The 24004-nt window shown below is 71.7% G+C and carries 24 protein-coding genes and 1 pseudogene; 11 read left to right on the top strand and 14 right to left on the bottom strand.

Features of this window, described 5'->3' with window-relative positions; all coding sequences use genetic code 11:
* The first annotated feature begins 27 nt into the window (after positions 1 to 27).
* Positions 28 to 2226, top strand: a complete 2199-nt coding sequence (locus ACZ7N4_RS15875) for a SpoIIE family protein phosphatase (protein ID WP_471358610.1) — start codon at positions 28 to 30, stop codon at positions 2224 to 2226.
* Here the strand turns inward: ACZ7N4_RS15875 and ACZ7N4_RS15870 are convergent.
* The 5 genes from ACZ7N4_RS15870 to ACZ7N4_RS15850 all read right to left on the bottom strand — a co-directional run bounded on the left by ACZ7N4_RS15870 (position 2178) and on the right by ACZ7N4_RS15850 (position 6227).
* Entirely contained in the window at positions 2178 to 3242 is a 1065-nt protein-coding gene (locus ACZ7N4_RS15870) for an AI-2E family transporter (RefSeq protein ID WP_471358607.1), read from the bottom strand. The genes ACZ7N4_RS15875 and ACZ7N4_RS15870 overlap by 49 nt on opposite strands.
* 79 nt (positions 3243 to 3321) lie before the next feature.
* A complete protein-coding gene (locus ACZ7N4_RS15865; RefSeq protein WP_471358604.1) occupies positions 3322 to 3900 on the bottom strand; it encodes a fasciclin domain-containing protein in 579 nt (192 codons plus the stop codon).
* Positions 3901 to 4156: 256 nt separating this feature from the next.
* The gene (locus ACZ7N4_RS15860) at positions 4157 to 5128 is read right to left on the bottom strand and encodes a pirin family protein (protein WP_471358601.1); all 972 of its coding nucleotides are present in this window, start codon (positions 5126 to 5128) and stop codon (positions 4157 to 4159) included.
* A 154-nt stretch (positions 5129 to 5282) separates the two neighbouring features.
* Complete coding sequence (locus ACZ7N4_RS15855; RefSeq protein WP_189296402.1) at positions 5283 to 5759, bottom strand: SseB family protein; 477 nt, start codon at positions 5757 to 5759, stop codon at positions 5283 to 5285.
* Positions 5760 to 5798: 39 nt separating this feature from the next.
* A complete protein-coding gene (locus ACZ7N4_RS15850) occupies positions 5799 to 6227 on the bottom strand; it encodes a BP74-related protein (RefSeq protein ID WP_471358598.1) in 429 nt (142 codons plus the stop codon).
* Positions 6228 to 6491: 264 nt separating this feature from the next.
* On the opposite strand from ACZ7N4_RS15850, the gene ACZ7N4_RS15845 reads away from it, so the two are divergent.
* The 3 genes from ACZ7N4_RS15845 to ACZ7N4_RS15835 all read left to right on the top strand — a co-directional run bounded on the left by ACZ7N4_RS15845 (position 6492) and on the right by ACZ7N4_RS15835 (position 10052).
* Entirely contained in the window at positions 6492 to 8318 is a 1827-nt protein-coding gene (locus ACZ7N4_RS15845; protein WP_471358813.1) for an acyl-CoA dehydrogenase, read from the top strand.
* Between the two features lie 99 nt (positions 8319 to 8417).
* Positions 8418 to 9734, top strand: a complete 1317-nt coding sequence (locus tag ACZ7N4_RS15840) for a M18 family aminopeptidase (protein ID WP_471358595.1) — start codon at positions 8418 to 8420, stop codon at positions 9732 to 9734.
* 66 nt (positions 9735 to 9800) lie between these two features.
* Entirely contained in the window at positions 9801 to 10052 is a 252-nt protein-coding gene (locus ACZ7N4_RS15835; RefSeq protein ID WP_388320994.1) for a DUF6458 family protein, read from the top strand.
* Here the strand turns inward: ACZ7N4_RS15835 and ACZ7N4_RS15830 are convergent.
* From ACZ7N4_RS15830 to ACZ7N4_RS15820, 3 genes and pseudogenes are all read right to left on the bottom strand, one after another.
* Positions 10040 to 10380 (bottom strand): annotated as a pseudogene (locus tag ACZ7N4_RS15830) (hypothetical protein); the annotation flags it as partial. The gene ACZ7N4_RS15835 and the pseudogene ACZ7N4_RS15830 sit on opposite strands and share 13 nt — an antisense overlap.
* A gap of 34 nt (positions 10381 to 10414) precedes the next feature.
* Positions 10415 to 11275 (bottom strand): calcium-binding protein, encoded by an 861-nt coding sequence (locus ACZ7N4_RS15825; RefSeq protein WP_471358592.1) that lies wholly within the window; start codon positions 11273 to 11275, stop codon positions 10415 to 10417.
* 149 nt (positions 11276 to 11424) lie between these two features.
* Positions 11425 to 11811 (bottom strand): cupin domain-containing protein, encoded by a 387-nt coding sequence (locus ACZ7N4_RS15820; protein ID WP_471358588.1) that lies wholly within the window; start codon positions 11809 to 11811, stop codon positions 11425 to 11427.
* 52 nt (positions 11812 to 11863) lie between these two features.
* On the opposite strand from ACZ7N4_RS15820, the gene ACZ7N4_RS15815 reads away from it, so the two are divergent.
* Positions 11864 to 12832, top strand: a complete 969-nt coding sequence (locus tag ACZ7N4_RS15815) for a GlxA family transcriptional regulator (protein ID WP_471358585.1) — start codon at positions 11864 to 11866, stop codon at positions 12830 to 12832.
* 42 nt (positions 12833 to 12874) lie between these two features.
* Positions 12875 to 13369 carry an LURP-one-related/scramblase family protein gene (locus tag ACZ7N4_RS15810; RefSeq protein WP_471358582.1) on the top strand — a complete coding sequence of 165 codons (495 nt, stop codon included), beginning with the start codon at positions 12875 to 12877 and terminating at the stop codon, positions 13367 to 13369.
* Positions 13370 to 13372: 3 nt separating this feature from the next.
* On the opposite strand, the gene ACZ7N4_RS15805 is transcribed toward ACZ7N4_RS15810, so the two are convergent.
* Positions 13373 to 14164, bottom strand: a complete 792-nt coding sequence (locus tag ACZ7N4_RS15805) for a carbon-nitrogen family hydrolase (protein ID WP_471358579.1) — start codon at positions 14162 to 14164, stop codon at positions 13373 to 13375.
* 179 nt (positions 14165 to 14343) lie between these two features.
* Here ACZ7N4_RS15805 and ACZ7N4_RS15800 point away from each other — a divergent pair, with 179 nt between their 5' ends.
* The gene (locus ACZ7N4_RS15800) at positions 14344 to 15168 is read left to right on the top strand and encodes a maleylpyruvate isomerase family mycothiol-dependent enzyme (protein WP_471358576.1); all 825 of its coding nucleotides are present in this window, start codon (positions 14344 to 14346) and stop codon (positions 15166 to 15168) included.
* 118 nt (positions 15169 to 15286) lie between these two features.
* Here the strand turns inward: ACZ7N4_RS15800 and ACZ7N4_RS15795 are convergent, their stop codons facing one another.
* On the bottom strand, positions 15287 to 16594 hold the full coding sequence (locus tag ACZ7N4_RS15795; RefSeq protein ID WP_471358573.1) for an MFS transporter: 1308 nt from the start codon (positions 16592 to 16594) through the stop codon (positions 15287 to 15289).
* Complete coding sequence (locus ACZ7N4_RS15790) at positions 16591 to 17265, bottom strand: GntR family transcriptional regulator (protein ID WP_471358570.1); 675 nt, start codon at positions 17263 to 17265, stop codon at positions 16591 to 16593. Before ACZ7N4_RS15790 ends, ACZ7N4_RS15795 begins: the two co-directional genes overlap by 4 nt.
* A 189-nt stretch (positions 17266 to 17454) precedes the next feature.
* Here ACZ7N4_RS15790 and ACZ7N4_RS15785 point away from each other — a divergent pair, with 189 nt between their 5' ends.
* The 3 genes from ACZ7N4_RS15785 (at position 17455) to ACZ7N4_RS15775 (ending at position 19426) form a co-directional block, all read left to right on the top strand.
* Complete coding sequence (locus ACZ7N4_RS15785; RefSeq protein WP_471358567.1) at positions 17455 to 18357, top strand: D-alanyl-D-alanine carboxypeptidase family protein; 903 nt, start codon at positions 17455 to 17457, stop codon at positions 18355 to 18357.
* Between the two features lie 77 nt (positions 18358 to 18434).
* On the top strand, positions 18435 to 18977 hold the full coding sequence (locus tag ACZ7N4_RS15780) for an RNA polymerase sigma factor (RefSeq protein WP_471358565.1): 543 nt from the start codon (positions 18435 to 18437) through the stop codon (positions 18975 to 18977).
* Positions 18974 to 19426 (top strand): hypothetical protein, encoded by a 453-nt coding sequence (locus ACZ7N4_RS15775; RefSeq protein WP_471358562.1) that lies wholly within the window; start codon positions 18974 to 18976, stop codon positions 19424 to 19426. The genes ACZ7N4_RS15780 and ACZ7N4_RS15775 overlap by 4 nt, the downstream gene beginning before the upstream one ends.
* A 6-nt stretch (positions 19427 to 19432) precedes the next feature.
* Here the strand turns inward: ACZ7N4_RS15775 and ACZ7N4_RS15770 are convergent, their stop codons facing one another.
* Complete coding sequence (locus ACZ7N4_RS15770) at positions 19433 to 20308, bottom strand: alpha/beta fold hydrolase (RefSeq protein WP_471358559.1); 876 nt, start codon at positions 20306 to 20308, stop codon at positions 19433 to 19435.
* Between the two features lie 235 nt (positions 20309 to 20543).
* Between ACZ7N4_RS15770 and ACZ7N4_RS15765 the strand changes: the two genes are divergently transcribed.
* Positions 20544 to 21521, top strand: a complete 978-nt coding sequence (locus tag ACZ7N4_RS15765) for a BRO family protein (protein WP_471358556.1) — start codon at positions 20544 to 20546, stop codon at positions 21519 to 21521.
* 88 nt (positions 21522 to 21609) lie between these two features.
* On the opposite strand, the gene ACZ7N4_RS15760 is transcribed toward ACZ7N4_RS15765, so the two are convergent.
* Together ACZ7N4_RS15760 and ACZ7N4_RS15755 are read right to left on the bottom strand one after the other, a co-directional pair.
* Positions 21610 to 23016: a dihydrolipoamide acetyltransferase family protein gene (locus ACZ7N4_RS15760; protein ID WP_471358553.1), complete on the bottom strand. Its 1407-nt coding sequence runs from the start codon at positions 23014 to 23016 to the stop codon at positions 21610 to 21612.
* Between the two features lie 10 nt (positions 23017 to 23026).
* Positions 23027 to 24004 carry an alpha-ketoacid dehydrogenase subunit beta gene (locus ACZ7N4_RS15755; protein WP_471358549.1) on the bottom strand — a complete coding sequence of 326 codons (978 nt, stop codon included), beginning with the start codon at positions 24002 to 24004 and terminating at the stop codon, positions 23027 to 23029.

The following is a 24004-nucleotide window of genomic DNA, read 5'->3' as shown; positions in this document are numbered from 1 at the left end:
CCGGTCACATCTTCCTAAAGTGGGGCAATGCGCACCGGCGAGCCCCTGCCGTCCACCGAGGACGTCCTCGCCGCCCTCGCGACCGGGCTCTGGCACTGGGACACGGCCACCGGACTGGTGACCGTGGACGCGGAGGCGGCACGGCTGCTCGGCCTGCCCGCGGAGCCGGCCACCCTCACCGAGGCCCAGACCCGGGCCCGGTTCCACCCGGTGGACTGGAACGAGATCACCGGCGTGGTGCGGCTGGCCGTCGCCGAGGGCACCCTCGCCGAGGTCCGCATCCGGATCATGAACAGCGAGGGCGAGATCCTGCGGGTGGTCCGCAGCCGGTCCCAGCCGTCGTACGACCCCGAGCGGCACGCGTACGAACTGATCGGCACCCTCCAGGAGGTGACCGAGCCGACCCCGGGCACGGCGGCCGCCCGCAGCGCGGTCACCGGGGACTGGCGGCGCTCCCGGGAGGCGTTCCTGCTGGACGCCGGCCGGGCGCTGGCGGAGGCCCGGTCCACGGCCGAGGTGCTGCGGGTGGCGGGGGGCCTGTCGATGCCGGGGTTCTCCCCGGACGGGCTCGTGGTCTTCGGCGTCCAGGGCGACCGGCTGACCATCACCGGCCAGCACGGGCACCAGCCCGGCGACATGAACCCCTTCTCCGACATGCCGCTGGACACCGACTACCCGGCCGCCGAGGTCGTCCGCACCGGACGGGCCGTGTACCTGTCCTCCCCGGAGGACTACAAGGAGCGCTACCCGGCGACCTGGCCGCTGGCCCGGGTCTTCGGCCGCCACTCCTGGGCCTTCCTGCCGCTGACGGCCGCCGGACGCACGAGGGGTGCCTGGATGGCTGCCTTCACCTACCCGGTGGCCTTCACCCCGGACGAGCGGGCGGTGCTGACCACGGTCGCCCGGATGCTCGCCCAGGCCCTGTCCCGGGCGGGTGCCGCCGAGTCCGAGCGGGAGCTGACCGAGGGCCTGCAACGCTCCATGCTCCCCTCGCTGGGCCCGGAGATCCCGGGGATGCGGGTGGCCGCCCGGTACATCCCGACCGGCGGCGGACTCCAGGTCGGCGGCGACTGGTACGACCTGATCCCGCTGCCCTCCGGGCGGTTCGCGCTGGTCATCGGGGACGTCCAGGGTCATGACGTGCGCGCGGCCGGCCTCATGGGCCAGCTCCGGATCGCGCTGCGCGCCTACGCCGCCGAGGGGCACCGCCCGGACGCCGTCCTCTCCCGCGCCTCCCGTTTCCTGCACGGCATCACGCAGACCTCCGGCGTCGGCCCGCCCCCGGACCTCCCCCCGGACCCCCACCCGGACCGGCACCCCGACCCGCACCCCGACCTGCGCTTCGCGACCTGCCTGTACGTGGAGGCCGACCCGCCGACCGGCCGGCTGGAGATCGCCCGCGCCGGGCATCCGCACCCGGTGATCCGGATGGCGGACGGCACGGTGATGATGCGGCCGACGGTGGGCGGGCTGCCGCTGGGCATCGACCCGGACGCCGACTACCCGACGACCCGTTTCACCCTGGAACCCGGCGAGACGCTGATGCTGTGCACCGACGGCCTGATCGAGACCGGCGGACACGACCTGGAGAGCGGCTGGCGCAGGCTCCGCCAGACCCTGGAGGACCACCGGGGCGACCTGGAGTCCCTGGCGGACACGCTGGTGCAGGCCGTGCACGGGCCGTCCTCGCACCACACCACCGGCCCGCTGGCCGACCGCCGCGAGGACGACATCGCGTTGCTGCTGGTGTGCCGGCCGGGGGAGGGCTGCGGCTGCGGCGACACCGTCGCGGTACGGCCGCGGGTGCGGCGGACGCTGCTGTCGGTGGCGCAGGACGAGCCGGACCGGATCGCCGAGGCCCGCCAGCACCTGCGCGAGCTGCTGCACGACTGGGCCTCGGCCGACCAGCTGGACTCGGCGGTGCTGCTGGTCTCCGAGATGATCACGAACGTGCTGGTGCACACGGACGCCGAGGCGCTGCTGCTCGCCGAGGTCATCGGCGAGGGGTCCGGGCGGCGGCTGCGGGTGGAGGTCTTCGACAGCGGCGACGACCTGCCGCACCGGCGGCGCCCCGGTGAGCTGGCCTCCTCCGGCCGCGGCCTGATGCTGATCGAACTCCTCGCGGACGCGTGGGGGGTGGACCCGCGGGGCGAGGGCAAGAGCATCTGGTTCGAGCTCTACGAGCCCGGGGGCTCGGCGGCCGAGGCGTCGGACGAACCGGCGTAGCGCTCCCTGAGCTCCTGTACGACCCCGAAGGCCGCCGCGGTCAGCGGGACCGCGAGGAGCATGCCGAGGATGCCCGCGACGGAGGCGCCCGCGGTGATCGCCAGCAGCACCACGGCCGGATGCATCTGCACGGTCCGGCTCTGGATCACCGGCTGCAGCACGTGCCCCTCCAGCACCTGCACCGCGAGCACCACCCCGAGCGCCCACAGGGCGATCACGAGACCCCGGTCGGCGAGGGCGACCAGGACGGCCACCGCGCCGGAGACGAACGCGCCGAGATAGGGGATGTAGGCGCCGACGAAGACGAGCGCACCGAGCCCGACCGCGCCGGGCACCCGGAGGACCAGCAGGCCGACGGTGATGCACAGGGCGTCGATCAGGGCGATGAGGGTCGTCCCGCGCATGAACCCCTCCACCGCGGCGAAGGCCCGCCGGGCCATGGCCTCCAGGGTGTCGGCGGTGCCGCCGGGCGCGACCGAGCGCAGGGCGCCCACCGCCCGGTGGGAGTCGCGCAGGAAGAAGAAGACGAGCAGCAGCGCGAGCACGGCCATGGCGAGGGACTCGGCGACGACGCTGACCCCGCTGATGACGTTGGAGACGGCCGTCCCGCCGAACTTGCGCAGCAGTTCGCGCGCGTTGCCGGCCAGGTCGTCGAGGCTGGTCCCGGCGGCCCCGAAGTGCCGCGCCACCCCCTTGGCGGCGTTCCGCAGCGAGGAGACGATCTGGTCGCCGGTGTCGATGAGCGCGGCGACGATGATGTACACGGCGCCGCCCACCACGGTCAGGACGGCGACGCAGGTGAGCCCCGCCGCCACCGACGTCTGCACCCCCGCCCGCACCATCCGCCGGTACAACGGTCCGAGCAGCGCGGTCCCGAGGAGCGCGAGCAGCACGGGCGTGACGGCCGTACGCAGCTCGCCGCACAGCAGCACCCCGAGCCAGACCACCGCGGCGCCGAGCAGCACCACGGCGCACCAGGCGGCGAACCGGCGTACGGGGACGGGCAGGAGATGCACGCCTCCAGCGCAACACGACCGGCCCCGCGTGTCCTGCGGTGCGGGGCCGGACGGATGGCCGAGGAGACTCCGCCCTGGGTCAGGACGGCGGCCTGAGCACGGAGTCGACGACGTACACGGTGGCGTTGGCCACCTTGATGTTGCCGCAGACGATGTGCGCCTTGCCGTTGACCGTGAAGTCGGTGCCCGATCCGGATGTGGTCAGTTTGCCGCCCTCCACCGTCGTGAAGGACCCGTGGGACAGTTGGTCCGGCGTGATCTGCTTGTTGACGACGTGGTAGGTCAGCACCTTCTTCAACTGGCCCTGGTTGGCCAGCAGGGAGGCGAGCTGGTTCTTGTCGACCTTCTGGAAGGCCTGGTTGTCGGGCGCGAACACCGTGATGCCGGGCATGCCGTCGAGGTCGCCGCTCACCCCCGCCCTGACCGTTGCCGCGACCAGCTGACTGAGCTGCGGGTAGGCGGCCGCGGCCTCGACGACCTTGTCCCTGGCCGTGTCCGCCTTCCGGGAGAGCGCGGAACAGCCGGGACCGAACGGCCCGGAGGAGCTGGGAGACGGACTCTGCGCGTGGCTCTGCGTCGCCAGGCCACCGCATGCAAGGGGTAGTGCGACGGCGGCCGCCGTGACGGCTTTCGCTGTGCGCGTGCCAGTGAGCCTCATGGCGTTCCTCCCGCTGAGGCGTCGTCCTGCAGGGGTCTGGTCGCGGGGATTCACCTTGTCGCCACGGAACCCAACCGAGTTCGGACCCAGGGCACTTCCGTGTGCGCTCCCGCTCATCGAGCGTATCCGGCGCTTCCCATGACCGCATCCCCGAACAGGCCGGGACGGCCCCGGGAGGCGGGCTCGGCCGGAGGTCGCCGCGCCCGCCTCGCCGTCCCGTCGCACGGGGACCGGCGAGGCGGTGGGGGCGCGGGACCTAGAGCCCGCCCTCGGTCATCCCGTGCACCGCCGGGACCGTTCCGAGGCGGCCCTTCCGGAAGTCCTCGAAGGCCTGCATCAGCTCGTCCTTGGTGTTCATGACGAACGGGCCGTAGTGGACCATGGGCTCCCGGATCGGCTGCCCGCCGAGGAGGACGACCTCCAGGTCCGGGGTGTGCGCGTCCTGCCTCTCGTCCGCGCGGACGGTCAGCGAGGAGCCGGCACCGAAGACGGCCGTCTGGCCCTGGTGGACCGGGCGGCGCTGCGTCCCGACGCTGCCGCGCCCCGCGAGGACGTACGCCAGGCCGTTGAAGTCCTCCCGCCAGGGCAGGGTGATCTCCGCGCCGGGGGCGAGGGTCGCGTGGATCATCGTGATCGGCGTGTGCGTGATGCCCGGGCCCTGGTGGCCGTCCAGCTCACCGGCGATGACGCGCAGCAGCGCGCCGCCGTCGGGGGAGGTGAGCAGCTGGACGTCGCCACCGCGGATGTCCTGGTAGCGCGGGGCCATCATCTTGTCCTCGGCCGGAAGGTTCACCCACAGCTGGAGCCCGTGGAAGAGGCCGCCGGACATGACGAGGGACTCCGGCGGGGCCTCGATGTGCAGCAGGCCGGAGCCCGCCGTCATCCACTGGGTGTCGCCGTTGGTGATGGTCCCGCCACCGCCGTTGGAGTCCTGGTGGTCGAAGACGCCGTCGATGATGTAGGTGACGGTCTCGAAGCCGCGGTGGGGGTGCCAGGGGGTGCCCTTGGGCTCGCCGGGCGCGTACTCCACCTCGCCCATCTGGTCCATCATGATGAACGGGTCGAGATGGCGGTAGTTGATCCCCGCGAACGCCCGGCGCACCGGGAAGCCCTCGCCCTCGAAACCGCTCGGAGCGGTCGTGACGGCGAGCACGGGACGTGCCACGGCGTCGGCGGGTGCGGTCACACGGGGCAGCGTCAACGGGTTCTCGACGGTCACTGCAGGCATGGTGGGTCCCTCCTTGGTACGCCCACTTTAGTTGAGCGTTGAACTTCTTGCCACCAGAACAGGGAAAGCCCGGAGGGCATTCCCTCCGGGCCCGGTCGTGCGAGATGTGCTGTGAGTGTGCTGCGGGAGTGTGTGGTGAGGCGTGCCGCGCGGCTCAGCCGCCGTACATACGGCGCATCGCGAAGTCGACCATCTGCTCGACGGCCTTCGCGTCGAACACCATCCGGTGCTCGCCCTCCATGTCCAGGACGAAGCCGTAGCCGGTCGGCAGCAGGTCGATCACCTCGGCACCGGTGATCACGAAGTACTTGGACTCCTTGCCCGCGTACCGGCGCAGCTCCTTCAGCGAGGTGAACATCGGGATCACCGGCTGCTGGGTGTTGTGCAGGGCGAGGAAGCCGGGGGTGTCGCCGCGCGGGCAGTACACCTTCGACGTGGCGAAGATCTGCTGGAAGTCCTCGGCGGACATCTGGCCGGTGGTGAAGGCGCGCACCGCGTCCGCGAGCGAGGGCGGGGACGGCTCGGGGTACAGCGGCGGCTGCTGCCCGTATCCGCCGGCCATCGGCTGCTGCGGCGGGGCGTACTGCTGCTGGGCGGCGCCCCCGTCCATGGACTGGCCGTATCCGTACATGAGCGCAAGCGTACCGAGCCCTCCTGCCGCCCGAACGGCCTACGGCGCCGGAACCTCACGGACCAGCCGGGAAGTCCACGGGCACCAGATGTAGCCGGGGAGGAAGGCGCCGCCCGCCTCGTCCAGGTGGGCCTCGACGTAGGGCAGCGTGGCGTCGCAGACCTCTATGGCGGCGTCGAAGAAATCGACGGTGTCCGGGTGGTAGTGGAAGGACCACCCGGGGTTGTAGGCGGCCGTGCGCGGGACGATCCGTCCGAGGAGGTGGGGGCGGTCGGTGGTCACGCCGCCGAGGAGCTCGCGGGCGTGCCGGATCTTGGCCGGGTCGTCGATCCGGACGATCGCCCGTTCGCGGGTGATGTCGGTGAACTCGAAGTAGGCGTGGTCCGCCGCCCGGGAAGGGTGGGCCGGCCCGACGGTGAGCATCGCCGTCGCCGCCAGTCCGCCCAGCGTGGTCAGGAGCCGTCGCATGAGTGCCTCCGGTGCACGAGAGGGGATCGAGCGGGCACCGAACGTAGCCAATCGGTTACGCCGGGTGCCCTGAACGGAGGCATGGATTCACCCGGACGGCCGAGGCGCACGGGGTCGCCCGAGGCGCACTTGAGACGCGTCACAGATGACCGGTTCGGGGTTGCGTCTTATTACCGGCGGGTAGCATCATCGGAGCTACTTGTTGGTACGTGAACTAGGTGCGAGGAGTCAGTGCCTCGCCGATCCCTCTACGGAGCCGTCGCCATGGGGCACTACAAGTCGAATCTCCGCGACATCGAGTTCAACCTCTTCGAAGTACTGGGGCGCGACAAGGTGTACGGCACCGGCCCGTTCGAGGAGATGGACGTCGAGACCGCCAAGAGCGTCCTGGAGGAGCTGACCCGCCTCTCCGAGAACGAGCTGGCCGAGTCCTTCGCCGACGCCGACCGCAACCCGCCGGTCTTCGACCCGGAGACCAACACCGCGCCCGTCCCGGCGTCCTTCAAGAAGAGCTACCAGGCCTTCATGGACTCCGAGTACTGGCGCCTCGGCCTGCCCGAGGAGATCGGCGGCACCACCTCGCCGCGCTCCCTGATCTGGGCCTACGCCGAGCTGATCCTGGGCGCCAACCCGGCCGTGTGGATGTACTCCTCCGGCCCCGCGTTCGCCGGCATCCTCTTCGAGGAGGGCAACGACGTCCAGAAGCACATCGCCAAGATCGCCACCGAGAAGCAGTGGGGCTCCACCATGGTGCTCACCGAGCCGGACGCCGGCTCGGACGTGGGCGCCGGCCGCACCAAGGCGGTCCAGCAGGAGGACGGCTCCTGGCACATCGAGGGCGTGAAGCGCTTCATCACCTCCGGTGAGCACGACATGTCGGAGAACATCCTCCACTACGTGCTCGCGCGTCCCGAGGGCGCCGGCCCCGGCACCAAGGGCCTGTCCCTCTTCCTCGTCCCGAAGTACCTCTTCGACTTCGAGACCGGCGAGCTGGGCGAGCGCAACGGCGTCTACGCCACCAACGTCGAGCACAAGATGGGCCTGAAGGCCTCCAACACGTGCGAGATGACCTTCGGCGACAAGCACCCCGCCAAGGGCTGGCTGATCGGCGACAAGCACGACGGCATCCGCCAGATGTTCCGCATCATCGAGTTCGCCCGCATGATGGTCGGCACGAAGGCGATCTCCACGCTCTCCACCGGCTACCTGAACGCGCTGGAGTACGCCAAGGAGCGCGTCCAGGGCCCGGACCTGGCGAACTTCATGGACAAGACCGCGCCCAAGGTCACCATCACGCACCACCCCGACGTGCGCCGCTCGCTGATCACGCAGAAGGCGTACGCCGAGGGCATGCGCGCCCTCGTCCTCTACACCGCCTCGATCCAGGACGCGATCCAGGTCAAGGAGGCCAACGGCGAGGACGCCTCCGCGGAGATCGCGCTGAACGACCTGCTCCTGCCGATCGTCAAGGGCTACGGCTCCGAGAAGGGCTACGAGCAGCTCGCCCAGTCGCTGCAGACCTTCGGCGGCTCCGGCTTCCTGCAGGAGTACCCGATCGAGCAGTACATCCGGGACTCCAAGATCGACACCCTGTACGAGGGCACCACGGCGATCCAGGGCCAGGACTTCTTCTTCCGGAAGATCGTCCGCAACCAGGGCGCCGCGCTGAACTCCCTCGCCGAGGACATCAAGAAGTTCCTGGCGCTCGGCACCGGCGGCGAGGAGCTGGCCGGCGCCCGCGAGCACCTGGCCAAGGCCGCCGTGGAGCTGGAGGCGATCGTCGGCCTGATGCTGACCGACCTCGCCGCCACCGAGCAGGACACCAGGAACATCTACAAGGTGGGCCTGAACACCACCCGCCTGCTCATGGCCTCCGGTGACGTCGTCGTCGGCTACCTGCTCCTCAAGGGCGCCGCGATCGCCGCCGAGAAGCTGGCCACCGCCTCGGCGAAGGACAAGGCGTTCTACACCGGCAAGATCGCCGCGGCGAAGTTCTTCGCGGCGAACGTCCTGCCGGGCGTCACGCTCGCCCGCAAGGTCGCCGGCACCGTCGAGCTGGACCTGATGGAGCTGGACGAGGCCGCGTTCTAGCCGAGTCGTCCGGACGTGTCGGACGTCCCCGTCGATTCCTCGCACGGGCCCGCTCCCTTTACCGGGAGCGGGCCCGTGCACGTCGTTAAGGTGAGTCCCATGAGCGCACCCTCCCGCCCGTCACCCGCCGCCCCTTTCGACCGCGGCCACACCGACGACCTGATGTCCTTCCTGGCGGCGAGCCCGTCGCCGTACCACGCCGTGGCGAACACCGCCGAGCGGCTGGAGAAGGCGGGCTTCCGGCAGGTCGCGGAGACGGACGCCTGGGACGGCACCAGCGGTGGCAGGTACGTGCTGCGCGGCGGCGCGATCGTGGCCTGGTACGTGCCCGAGGGCGCCGAGCCGCACGCCCCCTTCCACATCGTCGGCGCGCACACCGACTCACCGAACCTGAGGGTCAAGCCGCGCCCGGACACCGGGGCGCACGGCTGGCGCCAGGTCGCCGTGGAGATCTACGGCGGACCCCTGATGAACTCCTGGCTGGACCGCGACCTGGGCCTGGCCGGCCGGCTGACCCTGCGCGACGGCTCCTCGGTCCTGGTCGACATCGACCGGCCGCTGCTGCGGGTGCCGCAGCTCGCCATCCATCTGGACCGTTCGGTCGGCTCCGAGGGGCTCAAGCTCGACAAGCAGCGGCACCTGCAGCCGGTGTGGGGCCTCGGCAACGACGTCTCGGACGGTGACCTCATCGCCTTCCTGGAGCAGGAGGCCGGGCTGACGGCGGGCTCGGTGGCCGGCTGGGACCTGATGACGCATCCGGTGGAGCCGCCGGCCTACCTCGGCCGGGACCGGGAACTGGTCGCCGGTCCGCGCATGGACAACCTGCTGTCCGTGCACGCCGGTGCCGCCGCCCTCGCCGCCGTCGCGACCTCCGGCGCCCCGCTCACCCGCATCCCGGTGCTGGCCGCCTTCGACCACGAGGAGAACGGCTCCCAGTCGGACACCGGTGCGGACGGCCCGCTGCTGGGATCGGTGCTGGAGCGCTCGGTGTTCGCGCGCGGCGGCTCGTTCGAGGACCGGGCCCGGGCGTTCGCCGGCACGGTCTGCCTGTCCTCCGACACGGGCCACGCGGTCCACCCCAACTACGCCGAACGGCACGACCCCACGCACCACCCGCGGGTCAACGGCGGCCCGATCCTCAAGGTCAACGTCAACAACCGCTACGCCACGGACGGTTCGGGCCGCGCGGTGTTCGCCGCGGCCTGCGAGAAGGCGAACGTCCCCTTCCAGAGCTTCGTCTCCAACAACTCCATGCCGTGCGGCACCACCATCGGCCCGATCACCGCGGCCCGGCACGGCATCCGCACGGTCGACATCGGCGTGGCGATCCTCTCCATGCACAGCGTCCGCGAACTGTGCGGCGCCGACGACCCGTTCCTGCTGGCGAACGCCCTGACGGCCTTCCTGCAGGGCTAGTCGGGGCCTCGCCGGGTACCCGGACGGCACCGGAGATTCCGGAACCGGAAGGGGAGGCGAGGTCTCATGGGTCTCGGCGGATGCATCATCCTCATCGCCATAGGGGCCATCCTGACGTTCGCGACCGACTGGCACATGCAGGGTGTCAACCTCACCGTCGTCGGCCTGATCCTCATGGCCGTGGGTCTGATCGGGGTGGCCACCTTCAGCGGCATCGCGCGACGCCGCCGTGTGGTGGTCCCGCCGACGACGCCGGTGGTGGAGAGCGAACCGCACCACCACCGCGCCGACGGCTACAGCGACGGTTACGGCGTCTGAGCAGCCGCCTCCTGCTCGTCCGCGCCGGCGTCCGTGCCCGCCAGGACGAGCGGCAGGCGGTCCGCGCCGCCCCTGTCCCGCTGGTGGACACGGCAGGCGGGGTATGCGCCGGCGCCCGCGGCGGAGCCGCTGTCGGACGGGTGTCGTCGCAGGAGGCCGCCATCGCGGAGACGTGCGGGCCGTCCTTGGTGACGGCCGGGTCCGGCTCCAGTGCCCGGGACTTGCCCGTGCCCGCTCCCTCGCCCTCGAGCGGCGGCTCGGGCGGGGTCGACGAGACCGGCAGGCGCGTCCAGGGACCGTACCGGCCGTCGTCGCGACCGCCGCCCGGCCCGTGGGCCCCCGGTCCTCCCGGCGACCGGTCGTCAGTCCTGGTGGACCGCGTCCGTGCCGGGGCCGCCGGAGAGGGTGTCCCGGCCGGCGCCGCCGTACAGCCTGTCGTTCCCGCTGTTGCCGTACAGCCGGTCGTCGCCGCCGTTGCCGTACAGGATGTCGCTGCCCTTGCCGCCGTACAGGGTGTCGGCGCCCGCGCCGCCGGTGATCGTGTCCCGGCCGTCGTCGCCGGACAGGTACTGGCCCCCTGCGCCGCCGTGCAACGTGTCGTCACCCCTGCCGCCTTGCGCGATGTTGTCGCCGCCGGTCGCGGTGATCGTGTCGTTGCCGTCACCGCCCCAGGCCAGGCCCTCCTTGCCGACGATCAGGGTGTCGTTGCCCGCGCCACCCGAGACGTAGGCCCCGTCGAGGGGGCCGGAGTCGGTCGCCCTGTCGTTGCCGGCACCCAGCGAGATCTCGGCGTAGGAGTAGATCTGGTCGGTTGCGTTCCGGTACGCGACCGAGTCGTCGCGGTCGCCCAGGTCCATGACCAGGGCGGCGTAGGGGTCCTGGCTGTCGACGCTGGTGACCGTGCAGGAGACCTTCGTGCGGTCCGCGCCGTCGGGGTGGCGGCAGCCGTGGCCGGCGCGGATCGGGACGGCGTCGTCGACGACGTAGGTGATGCCCGTGCGGTCCGCCGTGAGCGACGCGGTGACGGCGGCCTTGTTGGTCTGGCCGGGGGCGGCCTCGTAGGTGAGCTGCCAGTCGTACGAGTTGACCCGGGCCGTGGCCGGCGCCGTGGCGGCGCCGGCGGGTCCGGCCAGGGCGAGCGGTACGGCCAGGGCCGCACCGACGACCAGGGCCGCCGCCGGGACGGCGTGGGTCACCCGGCGGCGGGTGGGACGAGAGGACATGGCGGAACCTCCGAGAGAGGAGCGTGCGGTCTGCTGCGCCTTGCACGACGTCCGACTCGGGGACCGCCGGTTGGGTTGGGCAAGTTGCCCGCGCGCACGGGATGTTCACGCAGAGGACACCCGTGGGACCGGTGGATTCCGGTGCCCCGTCAGGTGAGCGCGTGGCCCGTGGTCGCGTCCACGTGGCCGGGGACCTCCTCGTGCCGGTCGCCGACGGTCAGCGTCCCGGTGGGCTCGAAGAGCAGGATCTCGGTGGGCACGGGCGCGTACGGCTTGTGCTCGACGCCGCGCGGCACGGTGAACACCGAGCCCCTGGGCAGGACCACCGTGCGTTCGCCGGCCGGTTCGCGCAGCCCGATGTGGAGTTCGCCCGTGAGGACCAGGAAGAACTCGTCGGTGTGCGCGTGCGCGTGCCAGAGGTGCTCGCCCTCGACCTTCGCCACGCGCACGTCGTAGTCGTTGACGGCCGTGACGATGCGGGGGCTCCACTGCTCGGAGAAGGAGGCGAGGGCCGCCTCCAGGGAGATGGGTTCCATGGGTTCATCGTCGCCGGGTGCCGATACGCCCGGCGAGTGCTAGAAATCGCATATGCCGCAACGATCCTCTCACCGAGTCGTGCTGATGGTCGACGACAACTCCAACCCCTTCGAGATGAGCTGCGCCATCGAGGTCTTCGGGCTCGCGCGGCCCGAGCTGGGGCGGGAGCTGTACGACTTCCGGCTGTGCGCGGCCGGGCCGGAGACCCGGATGCGGGACGGTTTCTTCACGCTCACCGGGGTCGCCGGGCTGGAGGCCGCCGAATCCGCCGACACGCTGATCGTCCCGAACCGGCCCGACACCGAGGTCCCGCGCGCGGATCGCGTCCTGGACGCCGTCCGGCGGGCACACGCGCGGGGCGCCCGGCTCGTCGGCTTCTGCTCGGGCGCGTTCACCCTCGCGGAGGCCGGGCTGCTGGACGGGCGCCGGGCGGCCTGCCACTGGATGTGGGCGGACGCCTTCCGGGCCCGCTTCCCGCGGGTGCGCCTGGAGGCGGACGTGCTCTTCGTGGACGACGGCGACATCCTCACCGCCTCCGGCAGCGCCTCCGCGCTCGACCTCGGCCTGCACCTCGTCCGCCGCGACCACGGCGTGGAGATCGCCAACCACGTCTCCCGCCGGCTCGTGTTCGCCGCGCACCGGGACGGCGGCCAACGGCAGTTCGTGGAGCGGCCGGTGCCCGCGGTGCCCGACGAGTCGCTCGGCCCGCTGCTGGCCTGGGCGCAGGAACGGCTGGGCGAACCGCTGACCGTCGCGGACCTCGCCGCGCGCGCGGCCGTCTCCCCCGCCACCCTGCACCGCCGCTTCCGCAGCCAGCTGGGGACGACTCCGCTGGCCTGGCTCACCGGGGAACGGGTGGCGCTGGCGTGCCGGCTGATCGAGCGGGGCGAGGAACGGCTGGACGTCGTGGCGGCGCGCAGCGGCCTGGGTACGGCGGCCAACCTGCGGGCCCGGCTGCGGCGGGAGACGGGGCTGAGCCCGTCGGCGTACCGGCGCCGGTTCGGAGCGGGACTCCTCTGACGGCTCTGTGAGGATCATCCGGCACCGGGGAAACGTCACCGTATGAGATTCCTCGTACGCGACCGGATCCTCGGCATCGGTGACGACTGGTGGATCGAGGACGAACACGGCCGGAAGGTGTTCCTCGTCGACGGCAAGGCCATGCGGCTGCGCGACACCTTCGAGCTGAAGGACGCCCAGGGGCGGGTCCTGATCGACATCCACCAGAAGATGTTCGCCCTGCGCGACACCATGGTGATCGAACGGGACGGCGAGGCCCTGGCCCGGATCCGCCGCAAACGGCTGTCCCTGCTGCGCAACCACTATCGGGTCTCGCTGGTGGACGGCACCGAACTGGACGTCAGCGGGAAGATCCTGGACCGCGAGTTCGCCGTCGAGTACGACGGCGAACTCCTCGCGGTGATCTCCCGCCGCTGGCTGAGCGTCGTCGACACCTACGGCGTCGACGTCGTGCGGGAGGACGCCGACCCGGCGCTGCTGATCGCCGTGGCGGTGTGCGTGATCCACCTCGCCGAGAAGGAGGGGGAGGAGGACTGACCGCTACCGGGGCCGGTCCAGGCCGAGTACCCGGTCCTTCAGCGCCGGGAACTGCTCGCGGGTCGCGGCCACCTTCGCCGGGTCGAGGTCGACCGTGAGGACCTCTTCGCCGGGGCCGGCCTCGGCGAGCACCTCGCCCCACGGGTCCACCACGATCGAGTGACCCGCCTGCGGAACTCCGGCGTGGGTCCCGGCCGTTCCACAGGCGAGCACGAACGCCTGGTTCTCCACCGCCCGCGCCTGGGCCAGCAGCGTCCAGTGCGCGCGTCGCCGCTCGGGCCAGCCCGCCGGGATCACCAGCGTCTCGGCGCCGGCGTCGACCAGTCCACGGAAGAGTTCGGGGAAACGGAGGTCGTAGCAGGTGGCCACGCCGAGCGTGGTTCCGGGCAGCCGGACCGTCACCAGGTCGCGGCCCGCGCCCATCAGCACGGCCTCGCCCTTGTCGAAGCCGAAGCGGTGGATCTTGCGGTAGGCCGCGGCCAGTTCACCGGAGGGGGAGAAGACGAGAGACGTGTTGTAGAGGGGGCCGTCCGGGTCGCGTTCCGGGATGGAGCCGGCGTGCAGCCACACGCCCGCGTCGCTCGCCGCCTTGGCCATGGCCTCGTACGTCGGCCCTTCGAGCGGCTCGGCCTCCCGGCCGAACTCCTCGTAGGCGAAGGCGCCGGTGGTCCACAGTTCGGGCAGGACGACGAGGTCGGTCCCGCTCTGTTCCCGCACCAGCGCGGCCACACGCCGCCGCCGGGAGTCGACCGGTTCGCCCTCGTCCACGGCGATCTGGATCAGCGAGGCGCGCACACTACCACCGTCCTGGCATTCGAGTCGTCCACACAGGCCTACGATCGTCACACGAAAGCACTGCCGGGGTGCCTTTCAGCAGCGTAACTTAGCTCCCCAAGACACCCGCGAAGTGCAACCGCCCGCTGGCACCGCCGCCGCAACCTGCCCGTGTACCGACCGCCGAGGGGTCCCGTTCCGTGAGTCTGCATCCCACCCTCCAGCCCTACGCCGACGCCTGGACGCACTCCATCGAAGCGATATCCGAGATGGTGCAGTCGCTCGTCGAGGGCGAGTGGAACCGGCGGACCCCCTGCCCCGGCTGGTCGGTGCGGGACATCGTGTCCCACGTCATCGGCCTGGACTGCGAGATGCTCGGCGACCCGCGCCCCATCCACTCCCTGCCCCGCGACCTCTTCCACGTCACCACCGAGCACCAGCGCTACATGGAGATGCAGGTCGACGTCCGACGCCACCACACGGCGCCGGAGATGACGGCCGAGCTGGAGTACACGGTCATCCGCCGCAACCGCCAGCTGCGCGGCGAGTCCCGTGACCCGGGCACCGTGGTGCGCGGCCCGCTGGGCACCGACATCACCCTGGAACAGGCCTACCGCGCCCGGGCGTTCGACGTGTGGGTGCACGAGCAGGACCTGCGTACGGCCCTGGGCCGCCCCGGCAACCTGGACTCGCCGGGCGCGTACGTCACCCGGGACGTGCTGCTGGACGCGCTGCCCAAGGTCGTGGCGCACGACGCGAACGCCCCGCGCAGCTCGGCGATCGTGTTCGACGTGCACGGCCCGGTGGAGTTCCTGCGCACGGTCCGCGTCGACATCCAGGGCCGCGGCACCGTGGAGACCGCCCCCGCCCTCGGCCCGGCCGCCACCCTCACCCTGGACTGGGAGACCTACGTCCGCCTGGCCTGCGGCCGCGTCACCCCGGAGGCGGTGACGGACCGGGTGAAGACGGAGGGCGACCAGGACCTGGCGGCGGAGATCCTGCGCCACTTCGCGGTGACGCCGTAAGGCACGGCTGCGGGCAGTCGTGCCTCCTCCGCACTCTTCGAGCAGGGGGTGCCCCCGGGGGCGGCACGGGTGGACGCGGCGGCCCCCCGCGCGCGCCGGTGAGCCCCACCCCGGGCGCCTATGCGGGGACGTGCACCGTCTCCACCCGGCTGGCCACCAGCCGCTCCCGCTCCCGACGGGCCGCCCGCCCCCGCAACCGCAGGATCTGGCCGACGCCGAGCGCCTGCAGCACGAACACGGCGCTGAACGCCACGGTGTAGTCGTCCCCGGTCGCGTCCAGCAGCACACCGATCGCGAACAGCGTCGTCATGGAGGCGATGAAGCCGCCCATGTTGGTGATGCCGGACGCGGTCCCCTGCCGCTCCGGCGGGTTGGCCGGCCGCGCGAAGTCGAAGCCGATCATCGACGCCGGCCCGCACGCGCCGAGCACCGTGCACAGCACCAGCAGGAGCCACATCGGCGCATGGTCACCGGGGAAGGCGAGGGTGGCCGCCCACAGCAGCGCGGTGGCACTCACGGTGCCCAGCGCCAGCGGCAGCCGCGCCGCGTGGTGCCGGGCGACGATCTGGCCGTAGACCAGGCCGATCACCATGTTGGACAGCACGACGAGGGTGAGCAGTTCGCCGGCCGTGGCGCGGCTGAGGCCCTGTGCCTCGACGAGGAACGGCAGGCCCCACAGCAGCAGGAACACCATCGCCGGGAACTGGGTGGTGAAGTGCACCCACAGGCCCAGCCGGGTGCCCGGCTCCCGCCAGGCGGCGGCGATCTGCCGGCGGACGTAGGCGGCGCCCCGGTGCGGGGACGGCTCCGGTTCCTGGCCCTCGGGGTGGTCCTTCAGGAACAGCAGGGTCAGGACCAGGACGACCGCGCCCGCCAGCGCGCTGCCCGCGAACGCCGGGGTCCAGCCGATGCCGTGCAGCAGCCGGGACAGGACGAGGGTGGAGACCAGGTTGCCCGCCATGCCGACCAGCCCCGCGAGCTGCGCGACCATCGGACCGCGCCGGGCCGGGAACCAGCGGGTGCCGAGCCGCAGCACGCTGATGAAGGTCATCGCGTCGCCGCAGCCCAGCAGGGCGCGGGAGGCGAGCGCGGTGCCGTAGGAGGGGGAGAAGGCGAAGCCCAGCTGCCCGGCGGTGAACAGGACCGCTCCGATGCTCAGCACCCTCTTGGTGCCGAGGCGGTCGACCAGCAGGCCGACGGGTATCTGCATGCCCGCGTAGACCAGCAGCTGGAGTATGGAGAAGGTGGACAGGGCGGAGGCGCCCACGTGGAAGCGGTCGGCCGCGTCGAGGCCGGCCACGCCCAGGGACGTACGGAAGATGACGGCGACGAAGTAGACGGCCACGCCTGTGGACCACACGGCGACGGCCCGGCGCCCGCCCGGCGGGTCACCCGGAAGGGTGGCGTTGCGCACCGCACCGCTCATCGGACCTCACCCCGGGCGAGGTGGGAGAACCAGCCCACATGCCGGTGCACGACAGCGACGGCCGCCGCCGCGTCCCCGGCGCGCAGCGCGTTCAGGATCTCCTCGTGCTCGGCGAGCGTCTTGGCGATCCGGTCGGGGTGGGAGTGCATGACGGCGACGCCCATCCGCAGCTGGCGGTCGCGCAGCTGGTCGTAGAGCCGGGAGAGGATTTCGTTGCCCCCGCTGCGCACGATCTCGGCGTGGAAGCAGCGGTCGGTGACCGCGGCGGCGGCCAGGTCACCGGCGGCGGCCTGCGCCTTCTGCCGCTCCAGCAGCTCGGTCAGCCGCTCCAGCAGGCCGGGCGGGGCGGGCACGGCCTTGCGGGCCGCGTGCTCCTCCACCAGCAGCCGGGTCTCCACCACGTCGGCGATCTCCTGCGCGGAGACCGGCAGGACCAGGGCGCCCTTCTTCGGGTAGAGCCGGATGAGTCCCTCGACCTCCAGCCGTAGCAGCGCCTCCCGGACGGGGGTGCGCGAGACGCCGACGGCCTCGGCCAGCTCACCCTCGGTGAGCAGGGTGCCGCCCTCGTAGCGGCGGTCGAGTACGCCCTGCTTGACGTGGGTGTACACGCGGTCGGCGGCGGGGGGCTGTTTGAGGGACTGCGGGGCGGGCTGCTCGACGGCCGTGTTCATGCCCACAGCATAGATACAACACGTACGCAACGGTGGCAGCGTCCATGATGCGGACGAGATGACCCCCTTCCGCAGCGACCGCACAACCTTCTGTGCTACTTACGTGTCACACATGCGCGGCCCCCTCCTCCATGCCACCTCAACTCGGCCGCGCTTCAGGGGCATTCAAGACATTAGAGGTACATCGCTTTGATTACCGGCATTAAGGGCACCCGCCTTCGCAGAGCCGCCGCGGTCGCCGTCACCTCCGGCGCGCTGCTCACCACCGGTGCCCTCACCGCAGCGCCCGCCCAGGCCGTCACCGCGCCCTCGATCGTGGCCAAGGGCGGGTACGTGATGAACAACGCGAACGGCTCCACGCTGTTCACGAAGGCGGCGGACACCAAGCGCTCCACCGGCTCCACCACCAAGATCATGACCGCCAAGGTCGTGCTCGCCCAGTCGAACCTGAACCTCGACGCCAAGGTCACGATCAAGAAGGCCTACAGCGACTACGTCGTCAAGAACAACGCCTCCCAGGCCCACCTGATCGTCGGCGACAAGGTGACCGTCCGCCAGCTGCTGTACGGCCTGATGCTGCCGTCGGGCTGCGACGCCGCCTACGCGCTCGCCGACAAGTACGGCTCCGGCTCCACCACCTCCGCACGCGTGAAGTCCTTCATCGGCAAGATGAACTCCGCCGCCAAGAGCCTGAACCTGAAGAACACCCACTTCGACTCCTTCGACGGCATCGGCAACGGCAACAACTACTCGACGCCGCGCGACCTGACGAAGATCGCCGGCAGCGCGATGAAGAACTCCACGTTCCGCACGATCGTCAAGACGAAGTCGTACACCGCGAAGACGATCACCAAGACGGGCAGCACCCGCACGATGAACCCGTGGAAGAACACCAACGGGCTCCTCAGCAGCTACAGCGGCACCATCGGTGTGAAGACCGGCTCCGGTCCCGAGGCCAAGTACTGCCTGGTCTTCGCCGCGACCCGGAACGGCAGGACGGTCATCGGCACCGTCCTCGCCTCCACGTCCATCACCCAGCGTGAGACGGACGCGAAGAAGCTGCTGAACTACGGCTTCGCCAAGCTCGGCTGACGCACCGGCACCGCAAGACCCCGGGATGGACCCCTCGCACACCCGCGAGGGGTCCATCCCCTTAGGGTGGCCCCGACATGGACGCACAGGGGGACCACGCCCGGCCGTGGGACACGGCCGCCGCGCTGGTCCGGGCCGCGCAGGGCGGCGACGCCCTGGCCATGGACGAACTGCTGGCACTGGTGACGCCGTACGTCACCCGGCTGTGCCGCCCGATCGCCCCGTACGACGTCGCCGACGCCGTCCAGGAATCCCTGCTGGCCGTCTTCAGGGGGCTGCGCGGACTGCGCGACCCGCGGGCCCTCTACGGCTGGGTGCGCACCGCCACCGTGCGCGAGGCGGTACGCGTCGCCCGCCGAGGGGCCGCCGAGGAACCGGCCGACCCCGCCGGCCTCGCCCACCTCGGCGGACTGCGGGCGGCCACCGACGGCGAGCTGCCGGCCGACGTACGCGACGTCCTCGCCCGGCTGCCCGTCCGCCACCGTGCCGTCCTGGTACTGCGCGAGCTGGAGGGCCTGGACGAGGCCGCCGTCGCCGACCTCCTCGGGGTGCCGCGGGGCACCGTCAAGTCCCGGTTGCACCGGGCGCGATCCTCCTTCCGGAAAGCGTGGTCACGATGAGTTCCGATCCGGTACGCCGGCTCCGGGTCCTGGCCGCGGGCCTGCACGCCGGCCTGTACGCCGAGGAACACCTCGCCCTGCCGTACGACCGGGTGTGGCAGGTCGCCGCCGACCTGGGGACCGAACTCCCGCACCTCCTCCCGTTCCTGCGCGATTTCCGGGTGGCACCGGGCGACGCCGACCGCAAGGAGGCCCTGGCGGTCGGCCGTTCCGGTCTGACGGAGGCTTTCGAGGTACGGCTCGCACCCGGCTGGTGCCTCATGCAGTCCCGTCTCGTCGTGGGCGGCATGGCGGCCGTACCGGAGGCCGGCGGCACCCGCTTCGCCGTCCTGGGCGCCACCCGGCCGGCCGCCCTGCGCCCCGCCCAGTGGCTCTACGGCCGCCTGCTCGGCGCGCGGCGCGGGCGGGCCTTCGTACGGCGGGTGGCGGAGCGGGCGGCGCTGCGGTAGACGGCCTCAGCGCGGGAAGTGGGCGCGGACCGCCTCGGCCACCTCCCCCGGCCGCTCCTGCGGCAGATGGTGACCGGCCCCGGGCACCAGCCGCACCCGCAGCTCGTCGGCGTACGGCTCCGCGCCCGCCAGCAGCGAGGGTGCGACGACGGTGTCCCGTTCCCCGCCGAGCAGCAGCGTCGGCACGGTGAGCCGGTGCCGCCGCCAGCTGCCGAGGACCAGCGCGGGGACGTCGTGCAGCACGTACTGCCAGAACAGCGACTGCGCCGCGGCCGCGCCGGCCGAGGCCGCGGCGGCGTACTCGGCCAGCTCGGCCTCCGTCCACACGGACCGGTCGGCCACCTGGTGCCGCAGCAGGAAGCGGGTGAAGCCGGGCCAGTGGCGCAGCACGGCCCGCCCGAGCACCGGGTACTCCAGGAGCGCCGTGTACCACAGCCGCCACAGGTTCGGCAGCACCGCCCGGTGCCGCGGCCACGGGTGGGACATGTTCAGCGCGAGATACCCGGTGAACCGCTCCGGTGCCCGCAGACACAGCCGGAAGCCCAGGTGCGCCCCCCAGTCGTGTCCGACGAGCCCGACCGGGCCGTCGATCCCGAGCGCGTCGAGCAGCGCGAGGGCGTCGTCCGCCAGGCCGTCCATGTCGTACCCGCGCCGCGTGGCCTGCGACCACCCGAAGCCCCGCAGGTCCGGGCAGAGCAGCCGGTACTCACCGCCCAGTCGCGCGGCGACCTTGTGCCAGGCGTACCAGTGCAGCGGAAAGCCGTGCAGCATGAGCAGCGGGGTGCCGGTGCCGCCGTACTCGGCGAGGTGCAGCCGGGTGCCGCGTACGGTGATGTACCGGTGGACCGCCTGTCGGTCCTCCGGAAGCACACGTCCATCCATCCCTGACCCCCTGGGTCGTCGCGGCCCCCCGTCGGGGCCGCGTCGCCGGGTCAGGAGGCGGCACCGGCACCAAAGGTTCCCTCGCGTTGCGGACGGCTCCGGCGGATGCTCCCACCACACAACGGGGCTGTGGCGCAGCGGAATTGGCGTATTTCCCACGCGATCGTGAACATCCACCTTTCCGCTGGCATATTCCTCTTCATCCGCCCTACGTTCCGCGGCGGAGGTGGTTCACATGAACGAACCCAGGAAGCGGTCCGGACCCGTCGGACAGCACAACGCGATCGACGTCAGCGACTTCGTGTACGCGGCCACCGGAGCCCGCGTCCGCCGGCTGACCATGCCGGACGGAAGTCATTGGTTCCCGGCGGTGGACGTGTGCAAGGAACTCGGGCACACCAACTCTCGTCAGGCTCTCGCCGATCACGTCCCCGAAGAGCACCGAGAGATGCTCCAGACCGTAACTGGAGCTTACGGTCTCAGCATTCCCGCAGGCAGGGAGTGGCGCCGAGACCTGAACGTCATCTCTGTGCAGGGCCTCGTCCTCCTCGTCAACGCCTGCACGAAGCCCGCCTGCATGCCCTTCAAACTGTGGGTCGCCGAAGTCGTCGAGACCGTACAGCGGGAGGGTTCCTACACTCTCGAAGAGGCCGAGGTGCAGCCGGCCGAACCGGGCGCGCCCGTCGCGTACGCCATGCCCGAGCAGGTCGCGGAGGCCATCGTCCGGCTGGAGGCGCACAACCTCCATCTGGACGAGGAGCTGGCGAACGGGCAGCGCGAGTCGATCGCGCTGCAGAAGGAGATGCTGACCGTCCAGCGGGAGACGCTGGCGACCCAGAAGGCCACCCTCGCCGTGCAGCAGGCCCTGGTACGGGCGTTGGAGCGCATCGCGGACCGGTTCGACGCGCTCGTCCTCGCGCGTCCGGTGCCCGGCGGCCGGCCGGCCGCCCCGCCCACCGCGGAGTCCGTGCTGGCCGACTGGCGGCAGCGGTTGTCCGTGACCGAGGACGTGTGGACGGTGGCCGTGGTCATCGCCCCGATCCTCGTCGAAAAGGGTGAGCTGCGCGAGCGGCTCGAGGTCATCGCGGCCCGTACGGGAATGCCGGCACACCGCGTCAACGAGTGCCTCCGCCTGCTGCGCAAGCACGCCTGTATCCGCTCGCGGGGCGGGGCGGACGACGGAGCGCCGGTGTACGTGCTCGACCGGGGCTGACCGGGGGCTCGAAAAGAGAGGGGGCGGTCGCAAGACGAAGTTGCGGCCGCCCCCTTCGGTCTCAGACGTTACCCGTCGAGACGGGTATTCACGCCCAGGTGATCAGCCTCTTGGGCTGCTCCAGGATCGCCGCGACGTCCGCCAGCACCTTGGAACCCAGCTCGCCGTCGACCAGGCGGTGGTCGAAGCTCAGGGCGAGGGTGGTGACCTGGCGCGGCTTCACCTTGCCCTTGTGGACCCAGGGCTGCGCCTTGATCGCGCCGACCGCGAGGATCGCCGACTCGCCGGGGTTGAGGATCGGGGTGCCCGTGTCGACGCCGAAGACGCCGACATTGGTGATGGTCACCGTGCCGCCCTGCATCGCCGCCGGGGACGTCTTGCCCTCGCGGGCCGTCGCCACCAGCTCGCCCAGCGCCTCCGCCAGCTGCGGGAGCGTCTTGGCCTGTGCGTCCTTGATGTTGGGGACGATCAGGCCGCGCGGGGTGGCCGCCGCGATGCCCAGGTTGACGTAGTGCTTGAGCACGATCTCCTGGTTGGCCTCGTCCCAGGCCGCGTTGATCTCCGGGTTGCGCTTGATGGCGACCAGCAGGGCCTTGGCGATCAGCAGCAGCGGGTTGACCCGCAGCCCCTGCATCTCCTTGTCCTGCTTCAGCTCCTCGACCAGCTTCATCGTGCGGGTCACGTCCACCGTCACGAACTCGGTGACGTGCGGCGCGGTGAACGCCGAACCGACCATCGCCTGCGCGGTGGCCTTGCGGACCCCCTTGACCGGGATGCGGGTCTCGCGCGCGGTGTCGTACGACGCCACGGGCGCCGGTGCGGCAGCGGTGGCCGGGGCCGCGGGGGCCGCCGAGGCCGGGGCCGCCTGCTCGGCCGCCCGGGGCGTGGCCGCCGCGTGGACGTCCTCGCGGGTGATGATGCCGTCCGGGCCGGACGGGGTGATCGCGGCCAGGTCGACGCCCAGGTCCTTGGCCAGCTTGCGCACGGGGGGCTTGGCCAGCGGGCGCTTCTCGGCGACCGCACCGGCATGGCCGTTCAGCTCCGCCTGGATCGCCTGCGCCGGCGCCGACGCCGGCACACCGGTCTCGGCACCCTTGCGGGGGCGGCGCCGGGTGGAGGACGTCGCCACGCCGTAACCGACGAGGACCGGCTGGCGGCCCTCCGGCTTGGGCTCCTCCTTCGCCGGGGCGGGTGCCGCCGCGGGCTGCTCGGCGGGGGCCTCCGGCGCCGCAGCGCCGGCCACGGCCACCGCGATGATGGACGTGCCCACGTCCACCGTGGTGCCTTCGGGGAAGTGCAGCTCGCGGACCACGCCGTCGTAGGGGATGGGCAGTTCGACGGCCGCCTTCGCCGTCTCCACCTCGCAGACCACCTGGCCGTCCGTGACCGTGTCGCCCGGCTGGACGTACCACTTGAGGATCTCGGCCTCGGTGAGCCCCTCGCCCACGTCGGGCATCTTGAACTCGCGTACGGACGCTTCCGTCATCGTCGTCACGGCCCTCTCCTCAGTACGCCAGCGAGCGGTCGACGGCGTCGAGCACGCGGTCCAGGTCCGGCAGGTACGACTCCTCCAGGCGCGCCGGCGGGTACGGGGCGTGGTAGCCGCCGACACGCAGGACCGGGGCCTCCAGGTGGTAGAAGCAGCGCTCGGTGATCCGGGCGGCGATCTCCGCGCCGGAACCGAAGAACACCGGCGCCTCGTGCACCACGACCAGGCGGCGGGTCTTCTCCACCGAGGCCTGGACGGCGTCGAAGTCGAGGGGGCTGACCGAGCGCAGGTCCAGGACCTCCAGGGACTTGCCCTCCTCGGCCGCCGCGTCCGCGGCCTCCTGGCACAGCTTCACCATCGGGCCGTAGGCGGCCAGGGTGAGGTCCGTGCCCTCGCGGACCACGCGCGCCTTGTGCAGCGGGGCGGGGATCGCCTCGGGGTCGACCTCGGCCTTGTCCCAGTAGCGCCGCTTGGGCTCGAAGTAGATCACCGGGTCGTCGCTCTGGATGGCCTGCTGCATCATCCAGTACGCGTCCGACGCGTTCGACGGCGAGACGATCTTCAGGCCCGCCACATGGGCGAACAGCGCCTCCGGCGACTCCGAGTGGTGCTCGACCGCGCCGATGCCGCCGCCGTAGGGGATGCGGACGACGACCGGCAGCTTGACCTTGCCCAGCGAGCGGGCGTGCATCTTGGCGAGCTGGGTGACGATCTGGTCGTAGGCCGGGAAGACGAAGCCGTCGAACTGGATCTCCACCACCGGGCGGTAGCCCCGCAGGGCCAGGCCGATCGCGGTGCCGACGATGCCGGACTCGGCGAGCGGGGTGTCGATGACCCGGTTCTCGCCGAAGTCCTTCTGCAGGCCGTCCGTGACGCGGAAGACACCGCCGAGCTTGCCGACGTCCTCACCCATGATCAGGACCTTGGGGTCCGCGTCCAGGGCACGGCGCAGCGACTCGTTGATGGCCTTGGCCATCGCCATCTTCTCGGCCAT

The organism is Streptomyces sp. NPDC107654, from assembly GCF_055639035.1.
The sequence above is the reverse complement of the archived record's forward strand: the minus strand, read 5'-3'. Positions and strand labels throughout refer to the sequence as shown.

Bases quoted from the DNA above. Each gene is read 5' to 3' on its own strand.
- ACZ7N4_RS15860 (WP_471358601.1), bottom strand. From the start codon at position 5,128: ATGCCTGCAGTGACCGTCGAGAACCCGTTGACGCTGCCCCGTGTGACC.
- ACZ7N4_RS15755 (WP_471358549.1), bottom strand. From the start codon at position 24,004: ATGGCCGAGAAGATGGCGATGGCCAAGGCCATCAACGAGTCGCTGCGC.
- ACZ7N4_RS15765 (WP_471358556.1), top strand. From the start codon at position 20,544: ATGAACGAACCCAGGAAGCGGTCCGGACCCGTCGGACAGCACAACGCG.
- ACZ7N4_RS15825 (WP_471358592.1), bottom strand. From the start codon at position 11,275: ATGTCCTCTCGTCCCACCCGCCGCCGGGTGACCCACGCCGTCCCGGCG.
- ACZ7N4_RS15770 (WP_471358559.1), bottom strand. From the start codon at position 20,308: ATGGATGGACGTGTGCTTCCGGAGGACCGACAGGCGGTCCACCGGTAC.
- ACZ7N4_RS15845 (WP_471358813.1), top strand. From the start codon at position 6,492: ATGGGGCACTACAAGTCGAATCTCCGCGACATCGAGTTCAACCTCTTC.
- ACZ7N4_RS15810 (WP_471358582.1), top strand. From the start codon at position 12,875: ATGAGATTCCTCGTACGCGACCGGATCCTCGGCATCGGTGACGACTGG.
- ACZ7N4_RS15815 (WP_471358585.1), top strand. From the start codon at position 11,864: ATGCCGCAACGATCCTCTCACCGAGTCGTGCTGATGGTCGACGACAAC.
- ACZ7N4_RS15835 (WP_388320994.1), top strand. From the start codon at position 9,801: ATGGGTCTCGGCGGATGCATCATCCTCATCGCCATAGGGGCCATCCTG.
- ACZ7N4_RS15795 (WP_471358573.1), bottom strand. From the start codon at position 16,594: ATGAGCGGTGCGGTGCGCAACGCCACCCTTCCGGGTGACCCGCCGGGC.
- ACZ7N4_RS15875 (WP_471358610.1), top strand. From the start codon at position 28: ATGCGCACCGGCGAGCCCCTGCCGTCCACCGAGGACGTCCTCGCCGCC.
- ACZ7N4_RS15865 (WP_471358604.1), bottom strand. From the start codon at position 3,900: ATGAGGCTCACTGGCACGCGCACAGCGAAAGCCGTCACGGCGGCCGCC.
- ACZ7N4_RS15855 (WP_189296402.1), bottom strand. From the start codon at position 5,759: ATGTACGGATACGGCCAGTCCATGGACGGGGGCGCCGCCCAGCAGCAG.
- ACZ7N4_RS15775 (WP_471358562.1), top strand. From the start codon at position 18,974: ATGAGTTCCGATCCGGTACGCCGGCTCCGGGTCCTGGCCGCGGGCCTG.
- ACZ7N4_RS15790 (WP_471358570.1), bottom strand. From the start codon at position 17,265: ATGAACACGGCCGTCGAGCAGCCCGCCCCGCAGTCCCTCAAACAGCCC.
- ACZ7N4_RS15820 (WP_471358588.1), bottom strand. From the start codon at position 11,811: ATGGAACCCATCTCCCTGGAGGCGGCCCTCGCCTCCTTCTCCGAGCAG.
- ACZ7N4_RS15840 (WP_471358595.1), top strand. From the start codon at position 8,418: ATGAGCGCACCCTCCCGCCCGTCACCCGCCGCCCCTTTCGACCGCGGC.
- ACZ7N4_RS15850 (WP_471358598.1), bottom strand. From the start codon at position 6,227: ATGCGACGGCTCCTGACCACGCTGGGCGGACTGGCGGCGACGGCGATG.
- ACZ7N4_RS15780 (WP_471358565.1), top strand. From the start codon at position 18,435: ATGGACGCACAGGGGGACCACGCCCGGCCGTGGGACACGGCCGCCGCG.